The 14,483-nt window shown below is 62.4% G+C and carries 11 protein-coding genes; 2 read left to right on the top strand and 9 right to left on the bottom strand.

The window, feature by feature from the left end; translation table 11 throughout:
- Window positions 1-68: 68 nt before the first annotated feature.
- Window positions 69-1,154 carry an LLM class flavin-dependent oxidoreductase gene (locus EV286_RS29575; protein ID WP_132960829.1) on the top strand — a complete coding sequence of 362 codons (1,086 nt, stop codon included), beginning with the start codon at window positions 69-71 and terminating at the stop codon, window positions 1,152-1,154.
- Window positions 1,155-1,426: 272 nt separating this feature from the next.
- Window positions 1,427-2,263 carry a phytanoyl-CoA dioxygenase family protein gene (locus EV286_RS29570; RefSeq protein ID WP_132960828.1) on the top strand — a complete coding sequence of 279 codons (837 nt, stop codon included), beginning with the start codon at window positions 1,427-1,429 and terminating at the stop codon, window positions 2,261-2,263.
- 179 nt (window positions 2,264-2,442) lie between these two features.
- Here EV286_RS29570 and EV286_RS29565 read toward each other — a convergent pair whose 3' ends face one another.
- From EV286_RS29565 to EV286_RS29525, 9 genes are all read right to left on the bottom strand, one after another.
- Window positions 2,443-3,528, bottom strand: coding sequence for a DUF917 domain-containing protein (locus EV286_RS29565; RefSeq protein ID WP_132960827.1), 1,086 nt, complete (start codon window positions 3,526-3,528; stop codon window positions 2,443-2,445).
- Between the two features lie 8 nt (window positions 3,529-3,536).
- A complete protein-coding gene (locus EV286_RS29560; RefSeq protein WP_132960826.1) occupies window positions 3,537-4,640 on the bottom strand; it encodes a DUF917 domain-containing protein in 1,104 nt (367 codons plus the stop codon).
- Window positions 4,630-6,177 (bottom strand): hydantoinase/oxoprolinase family protein, encoded by a 1,548-nt coding sequence (locus EV286_RS29555; protein WP_132960825.1) that lies wholly within the window; start codon window positions 6,175-6,177, stop codon window positions 4,630-4,632. Before EV286_RS29555 ends, EV286_RS29560 begins: the two co-directional genes overlap by 11 nt.
- A 4-nt stretch (window positions 6,178-6,181) precedes the next feature.
- The gene (locus tag EV286_RS29550) at window positions 6,182-7,066 is read right to left on the bottom strand and encodes an oligopeptide/dipeptide ABC transporter ATP-binding protein (RefSeq protein WP_132960824.1); all 885 of its coding nucleotides are present in this window, start codon (window positions 7,064-7,066) and stop codon (window positions 6,182-6,184) included.
- The gene (locus EV286_RS29545; RefSeq protein WP_132960823.1) at window positions 7,063-7,905 is read right to left on the bottom strand and encodes an ABC transporter ATP-binding protein; all 843 of its coding nucleotides are present in this window, start codon (window positions 7,903-7,905) and stop codon (window positions 7,063-7,065) included. Before EV286_RS29545 ends, EV286_RS29550 begins: the two co-directional genes overlap by 4 nt.
- Complete coding sequence (locus EV286_RS29540) at window positions 7,902-8,783, bottom strand: ABC transporter permease (RefSeq protein WP_245500876.1); 882 nt, start codon at window positions 8,781-8,783, stop codon at window positions 7,902-7,904. Before EV286_RS29540 ends, EV286_RS29545 begins: the two co-directional genes overlap by 4 nt.
- Window positions 8,783-9,787: an ABC transporter permease gene (locus EV286_RS29535; RefSeq protein WP_245500875.1), complete on the bottom strand. Its 1,005-nt coding sequence runs from the start codon at window positions 9,785-9,787 to the stop codon at window positions 8,783-8,785. Before EV286_RS29535 ends, EV286_RS29540 begins: the two co-directional genes overlap by 1 nt.
- A gap of 125 nt (window positions 9,788-9,912) precedes the next feature.
- Entirely contained in the window at window positions 9,913-11,472 is a 1,560-nt protein-coding gene (locus tag EV286_RS29530) for an ABC transporter substrate-binding protein (RefSeq protein WP_132960821.1), read from the bottom strand.
- Between the two features lie 317 nt (window positions 11,473-11,789).
- On the bottom strand, window positions 11,790-14,144 hold the full coding sequence (locus tag EV286_RS29525; RefSeq protein ID WP_132960820.1) for a LuxR C-terminal-related transcriptional regulator: 2,355 nt from the start codon (window positions 14,142-14,144) through the stop codon (window positions 11,790-11,792).
- Window positions 14,145-14,483: the final 339 nt, after the last annotated feature.

Raw genomic sequence — 14,483 nt, 5'->3', positions numbered from 1 at the left:
TTACCTGATGTCGGACATCTTCCCGCGGATTTCGTATTCCAACCACAACTTGACGGCAGGCCCATCGCATGAGCAGCACATCCGAATTTCTCTGGTACATCCCCAACGACGTCAAAGCCGGTCACCGCGGCGATGCGGCCATCGAAAACCACAACAGCTTGGAGACATTGACCAGCCACGCCAGGGAACTGGAGGATCATGGCTGGAAGGGCGCGCTGATCGGTACCGGCTGGGGGCGGCCGGATACCTTTACCGTCGCGGCTGCACTTGCCGCACGGACCACCACATTTGAGCCGCTCATCGCGATCCGGCCCGGCTATTGGCGGCCGGCGCACTTTGCTTCCGCGGCCGCCACGCTGGACCACCTGACCGGCGGCCGCGTACGCATCAACATCGTATCTGGCAAGGATAACCTTGCCGCCTATGGCGACAGCGAGGGCGATCAGGCACACCGTTATGCCCGCACCAAGGAGTTCATGCGGCTGGTCCGCAGATTGTGGACCGAGGAGAACGTGACTTATGCGGGCGAGCACTTCCGCGTCACTGAATCCACCGTGGTGCCACGCATCGATGTCCGCAGCGGGCGTCGACACCCGAGGCTCTACTTCGGTGGTGCCTCGGAGGCGGCCGAGCAGGTATCGGCCACCGAGGCGGATGTCCAGCTTTTCTGGGGTGAGCCCCTCGACGGCGTCCGGGAGCGGATCGAGCGTCTCAAGGCGCTGAGCAGAGAACTGGGCCGCGACCTCGCTCCATTGGAGTTCGGATTGCGGATCACGACGCTCGTCCGCGATACCACGGAACAGGCCTGGGCCGACGCCGAGGCGAAAGTCGCCGAGATGGCGAAGAGCAAGGGCGCCGGCTGGAACGACCATAAGCGAACAGTCGCGGTCGGTCAGCAGCGACTGCTCGACCTGCACGAGCGCGGCGACGTGCTCGATGACAACCTCTACACCGCACCGGGCAAGTTTGGCGGGGGTGGCGCCGGCACCACATGGCTCGTCGGCTCGGCGGCAGATGTCGCCCGGTCACTGCGCAAATACGAGGCTCTGGGGATCACCCATTTCGTACTCTCCGACACGCCGTATCTGTCTGAGATCAAACGGCAGGGCAATCAACTGCTCCCACTCCTGCGCGGCCGAGAGGAAGCCGTCTGATGCCCAATGCTGCTCAAGAGTCGGCGCCGACCAGCTAACAGACAGCCTCAGCTCACTCCGCGCTGTGATGCCCGTGCGATCGTGGGACCGCGACCGGCGTGACAGAAGCCCACCGGCGTGGCAACGTCGAACGGCGTCACGCGTTTGATCGTTTCCCGGTTCCTGTCTGCCTGTTCTCCAGATTCAGCGATGCCTACTGCAGCCAACGAATATTCGCCATTGACTAAGATTTGCCGGCGTCCCTAGCTTGCCTCTGTGGAGGAGGGAAAGTGATGAACGCACGCACGGCATTCGACTACGACATCGCAGCCCAGGTGGCGCAGCTTGCAGAGGACGGCATCATCGGTCTGAAGGGGGCATTCTCTCCCGAATGGGCCGATGCGATGCGCGAGGACATGATGACCGCCTTCTGGTCGGCAATTCAGCGCCCCGGCGGCGCCGTTGGACGCGGCCCCCGGCGATGGTACGTGGAGATCCATCCGCAAGACTTTCGCGGCTTCGTCGATCTCGTCACTCATCCCTGGGTGGTAGACGTATGCACGAACGCGCTTGGCCCCGAATACCAGATCGTGGAGATCGGTCTCGACGTGCCGTTCGAGGGCGCGAAGTACCAACCATGGCACCGCGATTTTCCTTCTCCCGTCGACACCTACCATGACCGAAAACTCACCTCGCTCGCCTTCAATCTGACGGGCGTCGACGTCACCGAAGATATGGGTCCGTTCGAGATTGCACCCGGAACCCAATATGACGACGGCCGAGAATGGAAGCACGAGATGTTTCCGGACAAGTCGCTCTGGAGCCGCTTCCAGGAACGGGCGACGCGCAAATATCCGCGGCGTGGCGACATCTCCTGCCGGTCAGCCCTGACGGTTCATCGCGGGACCGAGCACCTGTCTCCGATCGCCCGCCCTGTCATGGTGTTGGGCGTCGATGCGCCGGGCGCCGGACACGCAGAATTGCATGACATGATGGTCACCCGGCAGTGGCACGACGCCTTGCCCGATATCGCGAAGAAGCATCTGGTCTGCCGCATCGTCGAGGAACTCGTGCCGATTACACAGAAGCACGATATCGAGGGCCTTGTCATGGGCGCCGACCCGGCCTGACTCGCCAAGGCAGAAGCGCCGGGATGCATTGACCTTGCCGGCGAGGGAAAGAAGGCCCGCTATCCGCAATCTTGCCGGTCACTCAACCGACAGATGCGATGACAGCGGGCCCCTCGCCTTGACGGTGGCATGCTTGCGTGGTCCGGTTCCTGGTCTACCCGCCACTCTTGTCCGCCATCTCAACCACGGAACGCATAAGGTCTGTAGTCGGCGTCGTAGCCAAAATAGCGCGGACCCACGAGAGCGATGCCCGCAGGCGTCTGCCATTGCGGATTGCAGGGGAAGGCCAGCGCCACGAGTCGCAGTCCGTAGCGAAGCGAGTCCGCCGTTACGGGATTTCCGCTTTCGGCTTCAAGCAGCGTAATGAGATCCGGCGTCGTACATATGATCTCACCATCTCTCTCGGCCACCAGGAACTCGTTCTGGAAGTCGAGTTTGAAGGTGTGGTCCTTCCATTCATCCAGGCCGTCAAAGCGGGCGCTGCCCCGGGCAAAACCACCCACCGTCCGGCGGTCGACATCCTTGACGCGGCCGTTGAAGATGATAGCGGCGCCGAGCATATCAGTGACGGCGGCAACCGGATCGGCGTGCGCAGCACGGGTCTCGCGAAGAGTCCGGCCGAGATTGATGCAGAGGGAAAGTGTGCCGCGCACCACCGCCTTCTTGGCGATTTCGCCGTTCATCGGATAGAAGGCGAGCAAGGCCGAACCACCCATTTCAACGGTGGCAGTACGTGCCAGACGCTCCGTCCAGGCATTGTTGACGGTCTCGAGTACCAGGGAATTACCCTTGTCGTCGCAGAGAACCATCGGTGTGGCGGAGACACCGTGCAGGCCGAAGGTCTCCATTTGGAGTTCGGGGTATGCACGCCCCATACCGTCGCCATCGACCAGCGGCAGGCCGCTGGCCGCTGCAACCACGAAGGGGGTGGTCGAATTGATGCCACCAGCCTCGCCGCAGAGCACCGCATCGATCTTGCGGCCAAGCACCTTTTCCAATTGCCGGAAGGCGTTCATCAGCTCGTCGCCCTGGGGCAACTTCTCGGTCATCACAGTCGGCGCACCCATCATGCAGACGGGCACGACCAGCGCATCATCAGGCAGTTCCTCGACATCGATAAGCTTCACCGGGCCATGCTTGCGGATCGCCTCCTGCGCCATCAGTTTGCCGACATAGGGATCCCCACCGCCACCCGTGCCGAGAATGGCGCCGCCGATGGCGATATCTTCGAGATCCTCGGCATAGATCGTTCTCAAGGTCTTCATGTTTCCTCTTATTCCGCGGCCTGGCGGGTGATCAGCGGTTCGAAAGAGAGTTCAGGGAAGCCGAATGCCTTCGGCCCGACGATTTCGAGCGCGCGCGGCGTCTTCATCAGGTCATGCACCGGCAGACCGATGACGGCCACCCGCTGGCCGTAGCGCAACATCTCCGTCGTGATCGGTTCGCCGGTATCGATTTCGAGATTCATGATGAGGTCCGGCACCATGATCACGGGCCTCTCGTCGATCCAGAGCACGAGGTTCTCGTTCTGGATGGCGATGCGCGCCTCAGAGCCGGTCCAGTCGCCCGTACCCGCGATGATCGCATGGCCGCGGGCAAAGCCGCCCTTCAACTCCCGGCGGATATCGGTGATCTTGCCGGTGAAGAACAGCTTTGCGCCGGCGCTCTCGCAGACACGATCGACGACGTTCTGGCGCCTGGCACGGGCATCGAGCACCGTGCGGCCGATCTCGAGCGCCTGGCTAACCGTGCCGGGAATGGCAGTGCGGCGGACAAAGTCGCCGCGCATTGGCGCCGTGGCAAAGCCCGCCCCTGCTCCCATGGCGACCGCGGTGTCACGGGCAAAGCGCTCAAGCCAGAACATGTCGATGACATCCTTGAAGACGACGACATTGCCTTTCTCGTCGGCGATCGCTGCCGGCGCGACGGGTGCTCCGTAGATCATGTAGGTCGTCATCTGGACTTCCGGGAAGGCACGGCCCATGCCGTCGCCATCGACCACCGGCAGACCCGCCATTGCGGCGGCGATGATCGGTTCGATCGAGTTCGCCCCGCCGATCTCGGCGGAGATGACGGCGGATACCTTGACGCCGGCCGTCTCCTCTACGGCGCGCATCGCACGATAGCATTCGCCGCCTTCCTCGATTTTCTCGACGCCGACGACCGGCGCGCCGATGCCGCCGACCTCGGCGACCCAGCTGTCATCGGCGAGTGCTTCCAGGGGCATGACGCGAACTTGCGCTCCCTTGCGCATCAGTTCGCGGGCACGCAGCATGCCGATATAGGGATTGCCGCCGCCGCCGGTGCCGAGCAGCGCCGCACCGATCGAAAGGGGAAGCAGATCCTCTTCCCTGAGCAGGTAACCTTCAACGGGCATTGAGCTCTCCCACGGCCTTGACGCGGATGCGGGTGGCATTGCCCGGGAGATAGGCGAGCGGCACGTCCTCGACATCGACGATCTCGATGGATTCACGCGCAGCACCCGCCGCGACGGCAGCGTCGATGGCGCGGGTCTTGGCGTCCTCGAGAGACTTCTCTCGGCCCATCTCCGCAAGCGCGTAGACGCGGTCCACTTCCCCAGAGACCTGCGCGATCGCCGCACCGACGGCATTGGCGACACCGAAATGGGAAGGCTTGATCACCTCGAGACCGGCGATGGGACGGTTGACGAGGATGGAACCACCGCCGACGACGATGACCGGCAGCGGATCGGGCGAGAGGCGCGAGCGCTCGACGCAATCCTCCAGCATGTCATGGATCTTCGCCTGGACGCGTTGCAGAAGGTCAGCGGAGAGATGGGAGACCTTGCTCGGCTCACCGAGCTTCGCATTGCCGGCGGCAACCGTGATGTCGGTGGTCGTCAGCGTCTCGCCACCGAACACAAGCGCCTCGGTCTGGATGCGATAGCCGACAGAGACCGGTCCGACCTTGATGCCGCTTTCGGTTTCGACGACATGCGAGCCGCCGCCGAGCCCGATCGAGAAGACGTCGGGCATGCGGAAGTTGGTGCGCACGCCGCCGACTTCGACTGCAACTGTCGCCTGGCGCGGGAAGCCTTTCTGCAGCGAGCCGACATCGGAGGTGGTGCCGCCGATATCGACGACGATCGCGTCGCTGACGCCGGAGAGGAAGGCGGCTCCGCGCATGGAATTGGTCGGCCCCGAGGCAAAGGTCAGGACCGGGAATTTCTCGGCGAAGGCGGCATCCATCAGCGTACCGTCATTCTGCGTCAGGAAGAACTTGCCCCTGATGCCCGCCTCGCTGATCGCCTTGCGGAATGCATCGATGACATGGGCCGAGAGGTCGCGCAGGCACGCATTCATGATTGCCGCGTTCTCGCGCTCGAGAAGGCCGATGCGGCCGATCTCGCTGGAGAGCGTGATATGGGCACCGGGCAGCGCCTTCTCGAAGATTTCGGCGGCGCGCTTTTCGAAATCGGTGCTGACCGGCGAGAAGACCGAGGTGATGGCGATCGTGTTGATGCCCTTCGCCTTGATGTCGCCGGCGATGCGGAGCAGCTCTTCCTCGTCGAGCGGCGAGATGACGCGCCCATCGAATTCGTTGCCGCCATGGGCGAGATAGGCATGGTTGCCGATCGCCTGCTTCAGATCCTCCGGCCAGTCGACCATCGGCGGAAGCGAAGCAGTCGCCGGCAGGCCGAGGCGGACTGCCGCGGTCTGCGCCAGATCGCGGCGTTGAACGACTGCATTGGTAAAATGCGTCGTCCCGATCATGACGAAATCGACCGCGGAAGCATCCATCTGAGAGGCGGCAAGCACGTCACGCAGCGCGTTGACGACGCCGCTCATGACGTCCGCAGTGGTCGCAGACTTAACCCCGGCGATCACCTCCGGCCCGTTCATGATGACGGCGTCCGTGTTGGTGCCGCCGACATCGATACCAATTCTAATCATCAGTCTAACCTCGTTCGTGACTTGCTCTTGGATCGGCTCCCCGAAGCGCCAGCAGTTTCTCTGCCGTCGGGATCTCCCCGTCGATCAATGGAATTTTTGGGCGCATCGCCTCTTCCTCCTTCGAGATGACCGGAACGGAGGCGAGGAGAAGCCGGGTGTAGTCGTGGGATGGGTTTTCGAAGACGGCGGTCGAGCTGCCGGTCTCGACGATCTGGCCGCGGTAGAGCACGCCGACCCTGCCCGCAAAATTGCGCATCAGGCTCAAATCATGGGAAATGAAGAGATAGGTGAGGTCCATGCGCCGCCCGAGATCGGCAAGCAGATCGATGACACGCGCCTGCACCGAGACATCGAGTGCCGAGGTGGGTTCGTCGAGCACCAGCAGCTTCGGCTCGACCGCAAGCGCGCGAGCGATCGCCACACGCTGCTTCTGGCCGCCGGAAAGCTCATGCGGATAACGCTCCGCGAAATTGGCCGGAAGCTGCACCATCTCCAATAGCTCGGAAATCCGCTGGCGCTTGTTGCGCTCGAAGGAATGCGCATCGAGCGGCACGGCGACCGACTGACCGACCGTGCGGCGCGGATTGAGCGAGGAACCCGGATTCTGGAACACCATCTGCACGTGCCGCCGATGGCCGCGAGACGATCTCGAAAGGCTCTCCCCGTCGATCTGGATCTCGCCCTCATCGGGCTGTTCGAGCCCCATGATCATCCGGGCGATGGTCGACTTGCCCGAGCCGCTTTCACCGGCAAGGCCATAGACCTGCCCCTTCTCGATCGAGAACGAGACATCGTCCACCGCCCTTACCTCGCCGATCTGGCGGCCGAAGGCATTGCGGACGGAAAAGGATTTTCTGAGGCTTCTGATTTCCAGCATCGGCCTACTCATGCCCTTGCCTCCCCGCCGAAGCGCATGCCGCCCGTAAGACGCGGCACGGCATCGATCAGGCTCCGGGTGTAGGGATCACGCGGCGCTTCGAAGATGCCGGCCGTCTCGCCGTGCTCGACGATGACGCCCTTGTTCATCACGTAGACATAGTTCGAGGTTTCGCGCACCACGCCAAGATTGTGGGTGATCATCAACAGTGCCAGGCCACGCTCCTCGACGAGGTCCTTGAGCAGCCTGAGGATCTGCGCCTGCGTCGTGACGTCGAGCGCAGTGCCCGGCTCGTCGGCGATGAGGAGCTGCGGTTCGCTGAGCAGCGCCATGGCAATCAGCACGCGCTGGCGCATGCCGCCCGACAGCATGATCGGGAAGGAACGCGCGATCCGCTCCGGATCGGGCATGCGGACCTGTTCGAGCACCTGATGAACACGGGCGATGCGCTCCCTGCGGGAGCGGGAGCGGCCGAGCCGCTTGTCGGCGTATTTCAGGATGGTGCCCATCTGGTCACCGATGGTGAAGACAGGGTTCAGGGAGCTCATTGGGTCCTGGAAGACCATGGACATGGCCGTGCCGCGTAGCCTGAGGCGCTCCTTGTCCGGCATGGTGAGGAGGTCCGCTCCGTCATAGTAAATCTCGCCATTGGTAGTGCGCGCTGGCGGCTGTCGCAGAAGGCCCATGATCGCCTTCATCGTCACCGTCTTGCCCGAGCCGCTCTCGCCGACCAGGGCGACTTGCGAACGGGCTGGCACATCGAGGCTCACGCCATGCAGCACGCGGCTGGTGCGGCCGTAGGTCGAGAATTCGACGGAGAGGTTGCTGACACGCAGAAGCGGGAAGCTCATCTGACCTCCTGCACATCGAAGAGGTCACGCAGGCCGTCGCCCAAGAGATTGAAGCCAAGCGCTACAAAAAGGATTGCCGAGCCGGGAAGAACCGATTCCCACCAGTAGTCCGGCAGGAAGGATGCCCCTTGCGCGACCATGGTGCCGAGATCCGGCGTCGGCGGCTGGATGCCGAGGCCCAGGAAGGAGAGCGATGCGCCGACGAGGATGACGAAGCCGCAATCGAGCGAGGTCTTCACCGCGATTGCCGAAACACAGTTCGGCAGGATTTCGCGAAAGAGAATGTGGAACTTGCTGGCGCCGAGCGTCTCTGCCGCCTCGATGAATTCCTGGCTGCGCACCTGCTTGGTGATCGAGTAGATGAGCCGTGTATGCCAGGTCCACCAGAGCGCGGAAATGGCGAGCAACGAATTGATGAGGTTCGGCGACAGCACTGCCGCCACAGCGAGTGCCATGACGAGCGGCGGGATCGCGAGCGCAATATCTGTGATGCGCATGATGATCGCTTCGACCCAGCCGCCGAAATAGCCGGCAAGCATGCCGAGGATCGTGCCGACGGGTACAGCGGTTCCAAGCACGACAAGAGCCAGAAGCAGCGAGATGCGCATGCCGAAGACGACACGGCTGAAGATGTCGCGGCCGACATTGTCGGTTCCGAACCAGTATTCGGTCGAAGGCGGCAGATGACGGACGCGGAAATTGACCGCGGCGCCGACATGCTCGGGGTGCGGGGTGATCCAGGGAGCGAGAAGCGCCGCAAGCACGCAGATGATGACGATCACCGCGCCGATGACGGCCGTCGGATTGCGCGAGAAGCGGTACCAGTTCTGGTAGGCGTTGGAGAGCCGGTCGACCTCGACCATGGGCGTGTCGGACATCAGCGCCTCCCCCGGATACGGATGCGTGGATCGACAATGCCGACCAGCACATCGATTGCGAGATTGACGATGACGAAGAAGACGCCGGAGACGATCACCACGCCCATGACGGCATTCAGGTCTTTCTGCATGATGGTGCGCACGCCGTAAGCCGCCATGCCGGGCCAGGCAAAGACGAGCTCAACGACAAAGGCATTGCCGATCAGAGATGCAAATTCGAGACCGGATATGGTCAGAGGTGGCACGAAGCTCGGCCGCAGCATGTATTTGAAAACACGCACTCGCTCCGGAATGCCGAAGGCACGGCTCGCCTCGATATAGTCCTGGCTGGCGACGTCGATCATCGAGGAGCGCGTGATGCGGGCGATCTGTCCCATGGTGGCGGCAGCGAGCGCAAATGAGGGCAGCAGCAGGTAGCGCAGCGCCTCTCCGAAGACGTCGAACCGGCCCTGGAGGAGGGAATCGACGGTGATGAGGCCGGTAATGTCGGCGCTGAAAGCGATCCCCGGCGGCAGCCGGCCGGTCGTCGGCAGGATATGCAGCACGTAGCCGGCAAGGATCTGCAGCACCAGCGCGAGGAAGAAGCTTGGCGTTACGGCTGAGAATATCGCGATCAGTCGCACCAGATTGTCCGGCCACTTGTCCTTCCAGCGTGCCGCCGCCACACCGAGCGGAACGCCGAACACGAAAGCAATCGTGATCGTCGCCAACACCAGTTCGAAGGTTGCGGCGAAGGTTTCGCGGATGTCGTCGCTAACTGGCCGCTTGGTCAGAAGCGACAGGCCGAGATCGCCCTCGGCCAGGCCCGCGACATAGATGCCGTATTGCTGGATCAGCGGCTTGTTGAAGCCGAGCGTCTCGCGCAGCTGCTCCACCTGCTCGTTGCTGGCACGCGGTCCGAGCGCCAGGCGCACCGGATCGCCGGGCATGCCGCGGGCGATCGTGAAGATCACGATCGAGAGCCCGAAGAGCACCAGCAGCGACCAGAGCACGCGCCTGATCATGAAGAGGAGGAATTCCAATGTTCCAGCCTTGTCTCAGAATGGTGGGACGAGGACGGCCGCGGATGGCCGCCCCGCTTCAGGCGCCTACCCGATCGCGGGAAGGAGCCTGAAGCACGGGCCAGCCGTTACTTGCAGGTCCACTTGTAGCGTGTGAACTTGTAGTCGAAGGACTGCATGGGCACGGAGTGGAAGCCTTCCAGGCATTTGTCCATCGCATGCTGCACGGTCTGCGTCTGCAGGAACACGTCGGGCTGGAGGTCGACGATCTTGTGCTGCAGTTCCTTGTAGATCTCGGCCTGCTGCGTCTTGTCCGATGTCTCGCGCGCCTTGTCGATCAGGGCATCGATTGCCGGATCCTGCAGCCACTCGGCCGATGCCCAGGTGCCGGCGGCCTTCGAATGATACTGCGTGAAGAACATGGAATCCGGCGAGGGATAGGTCGGCCCGAAGAAGATCTGGTTGACGGCCGGTGTCGTCTCGACCTTGTTGGAGATCTCGGTGATGCGGTTCCAGGGATCGGCCTGCTGCGTCACCTTGAAGCCGAGTTGCTCGAGGTTCGCCTGCATCAGAAGGCTGATCTCCTCCTCGAACTTCGTGCCCGCGACATAGCCAAGCGTGATCGGAATCTCGCCGCCGGCATATTTCGACTGGGCGATCTCGGCCTTTGCGGCCTCGAGGTCGTATTTGGGCGCCTGCAGATCGCTCGCATAGAAGTCCGCAAAGCCGGCCGGCAGCGGACCGTTCAACTGACCACCCGGCAGGATGACGTCACGGATCGTGCCGTAGTCCGTGGCATAAGCGAGCGCGCGGCGGATATGGATGTCGTCGGTCGGCGGCACCTTGGTGTTGAGCTTCAGGTAGAAGCCCACGGTCGTATCCTCGCTGACGATGTTGAAGCGGCCCATCTCCTTGAGCGCCTTGTAGGTATCGGGCGCCTGGTACTGGCTGCTCATCGTCAACTCGCCGGAGGCAGCAAGCGAACGCACGGTCGCTTCGTCATTGGTGATGATCCAGCGCACCTCGTCGATGGGACCCTCGCCGAAGCCCTTGTAGTATTTCGGGTCGCGCTCGATGGTCATCGACGCACCGCGATCCCATTGCGTGAGCGTGTAGGGGCCGGCACCGGCTGTGTTCGTCGCGAGGTAGGTCTGGCCGTCATCGCTACCGGCATTGGCCTTCACTACGTCGGCATTGACGATGAAGACGGCCGGAACGGTGCTGAGGAAGGGCGCGAATGCCTTCGCCAGCGTGAACTTGACCGTCTGCGGATCGACGGCAATGACCGAGCCTGGCTTCAGCACATCGGCAAAGAGGTTTGCCGGGCCGAGATTGATCTTGAGCAGCCGCTCGAAGGAATAGACGACGTCGGAAGCCTCGACTGGCGAACCATCGGTGAAATGTGCGTCAGGGCGGAGCTTGAAGGTAACTTCCTTGGCATCCGGCGATACCGTCCAGCTCTCGGCGAGTTCCGGCTGCAGGTTGCCGCTGGAGTCGACAGTGACGAGACCGTCATAGAGGTTCACCGCCGCCATGTAGTCGGTATAGTCGGAGATCTTTGCGGGATCGATGGACCCGAAGATCTGCACGGTGTTCATGGTCACGACGGTCTTGGCCGCCGCGGTGCCCGCAAAGCCGGCGAGAAGCGCGGCGATCGCGGTTGATGCAACGAATTTCAACTTGCTCATAATGTCTCCCGGTTCAAAAGTTCCCCGCGATCCCTTGGAGATCGCAATTTCTGTCTGATCGGCCACCCCGGCATCTTCCGTGCCTGCTGAGTAGGCGGCCCAATCACGTCCGGCGACACAGACAGCGGCCGGCGCTTGGGTCGCCGGGAGCTTCTGCCTCGCTTTTTTGCCCGCTTCCGCCTTGTGTCGGAAAAGGCCTGCAGCAAAGATTGCACAAGGGCAAAACTCTGCTCAACAGAAGGCAGGTCTAGGTTTTTGCTTAAATGGTATAGGTTTTGTGCAAATCTTGGCGCCTGACCTCTCCTGGTTGAGCTCGATCAGCTGACAATGCCGAGCGCGCGGGCAGAGCTGATCGCCTCCTGTCGGTTGCGGCAGCCAAGCTTGCGGTAGACGTTTCCCAGATGGAATTTCACCGTCGCCTCGCTGAGACCCAGGGTATTGGCGATGAATTTGTTCGCCGCTCCCTCGGTGATCATCAGCAGGATCTTGCTCTCGCGCCGCGAAAGCTCGTTTCGCCCGCCCGATGGGCTGGAAAGCCTGCCGCTGTCTCGAAGCTTGCGAATGATCTGCTTGACGGGCAGCGAGGTCGAAAGGAAGCCGCCGATGCGCTGGTTGTCGATAAGCTCCTCAAGGAACATGCGCTCCTCGGAAAGCGGCGCGATCGCGCCAAGGCGGGCGCAGTCTTCGAAGGTCTTCTGCAGGATCGAGCGGGCGCGGGTCAGGTCGCGCCGGCGCTTGGCGATATAGGCGAGCCAGATTTCCGAGCCCATGCGCTGTCGGTCCGTCAGGTGCAGGTTCCCGATAATGCTGGCAATGAGTTCCTCCAGCCGCTCGCGGCCGGGCTGCTCATAGGTCGCCTGTCGCAACCAGGCCAATGCAAGCGCGATTTCATCGCGATCATGCAGCCCCGCGAGTTCAGGCCCGGCGCTCAGGACCCAGTTTCGATCGATGCGGGAGCTGATTGCGCTGAGGCGCTGGGCGGCTTCCTGCCAGCGGCTGGCATTCTGCAGCACGGCGGCCTCACGGATCTCGATCATCGCCTGGAACTGTTTGTTGGACACTTGGTAGACGCGCCAGCGGTCGAGAAAGCTTCGGGCCGCGATCGTCGAAAAATGGTCGCCAAGGGCCTGGCTGCCATAATGCAGCGCGAATTCAAGCAGGCTCGGCCAAATTTCGCCATGCGAGAAATCATCGATCTCGAGGCTGAGGAACCGCGCCAGCGGCTCAGCCCGCCCGCCCTCATACTCGATGCAAGCCTCGAGCAGCGCCTGCAGGCGCACGTCGTTCGGACTGTCGAAGGGCAGCTCCCGCAGGCTCTGTGCTGCAAGTGCCGAGTGCTTGCGGGCTGCAAGCGCATCGCCCATCAGCAGGCGGATCAATGCCTGATGCAGGCTGATATAGAAGCAAAGCATCGGCGCCTTTGCGCGCTCATAGTGATACATGGCCCGCTGCGCCACCTCCTCGGCTTGGGCAAAGCGGCGGTTGCGGATGTAGAATTCGAGCACGGAATTGTAGAAGCTGCCTCGAAAGAGGTGATCATCGAGCGGGAATTCCGCGACCAGCGCGAAACAGATCTCGAGCAATTCTTCCGAAAAGAAGTAGTCCTCGTAGATCAGCATCAACAGCCGAAAGGCGCGAAACTCGCGCGAGAAGACCGAGCGGTGCGAAAACACCGCTTCCGGATCATTGGCGAGATCGCCGAAACGATCTGCAAGCAGCCGCCTCGCCCTCGACACGTCGCCATGCTTGAGAGCCTGCAATGCGAGACAGAGCACCAGCACCTCGCTCTGAAGTGCATAGCTGCGCGGAAAGCCGGCGAGCACGCGGTCAAAGGCATCCGGACCGTGGAAATAGAGTAGAAAAATGCCATTTGCCTCCACGAGAACGCGCAGGGCATTGTCGTTAAAGCCGGCTCGCTGGAAGATCTCGATGGCCTGCACCGGATAGCCACTGGCGATGAAGGCCTCTGCAATGGCCTTGGCGTCAGCAGGCGTTCCGACGCGCTCTTCGATCGCAACGTTGAGCGCGCTGGCAAGTTCATCGGCAATCCCCGGCACGTGCAGCCCGCCGCCTCTGGCAAAAGGCAGCAGCGCTTCCTGGTCATCACCCCCTATACGGTGGTCGTCTAGCATGATGCGCAGATCCACAAGAGCGGCAGGTGGCATCGTCGCGAGTATTTCGCTGCCCAGGAATGCCGCGAGCCTGCCATGACCGCTCGCCTGCGGATTGAATGCGAGGAGCGGCCAGCCGCCGCTGCTCTCCAGCAGTGAAGCCGCATGTCCCGGGCCGACGATCTCAGCGATTTCCTCCGTCGTTGCCAGGAGGAGACTTGGATCAGCTTTATAGGCTTGGCCGTAGGCAAGCGCGCGCGATAGTCCGGGCAGCCGGATGTTCGGCCGCTTGGCAATGAACAGACGCCTCTCGCCCGAAAGGAAGTCCTCCGGCAGGGAGCCGACCTCGACGTAGGGCGGTATATCCCAGAGGCACGGGCCGTTATCCGGTCGCGTGGCAGGCGCCTCCCTGCCTCGATGTATTCCGACCCCAAAATGGCTGGCCAAGTCCGTAAGCACCACCGACTTGCCCATGCCTGCGGCCGCCTCGAGGACGACAACTGATTCCGATCGAGCCAGGATCGTCTGGAGGATGCGTGGCCGGAATAGGTACTTGTTCACTGCCTGCCTTCTGAGCGTTGCACGGCGCTCCTGTGGCCGGCGCAAGCCGCCAGAAGGCCTTACCGGCCATTGGTAAACCCCAAGGGAGATTATCGCCAGTGTTCATTGGATAGGTTTGCCCTCCAGGCGCTGGAGTGGCCCGTGGGTTTGGTGATGGCACGGGAGAATCGATCACATAGCAGTCTTTGGAGGCGCCATCGCGTAAGACGGCCGGCGCGCCGGACGCCAACGGAGCCGGCCGCAAGGGCCGCGCCGGAGCCTCCTTCCCCTCGATCTGCTTGTTTCATCATCAGGGCGAAATTATAGGCAATCGTGTCGTTGACAAAATGTCGATAAAAT

Origin of the sequence: Rhizobium sp. BK251 (assembly GCF_004345245.1) — a bacterium.
Taxonomy (GTDB): Bacteria; Pseudomonadota; Alphaproteobacteria; order Rhizobiales; family Rhizobiaceae; genus Rhizobium.
This window is presented reverse-complemented; position numbering and strand designations above follow the sequence as displayed.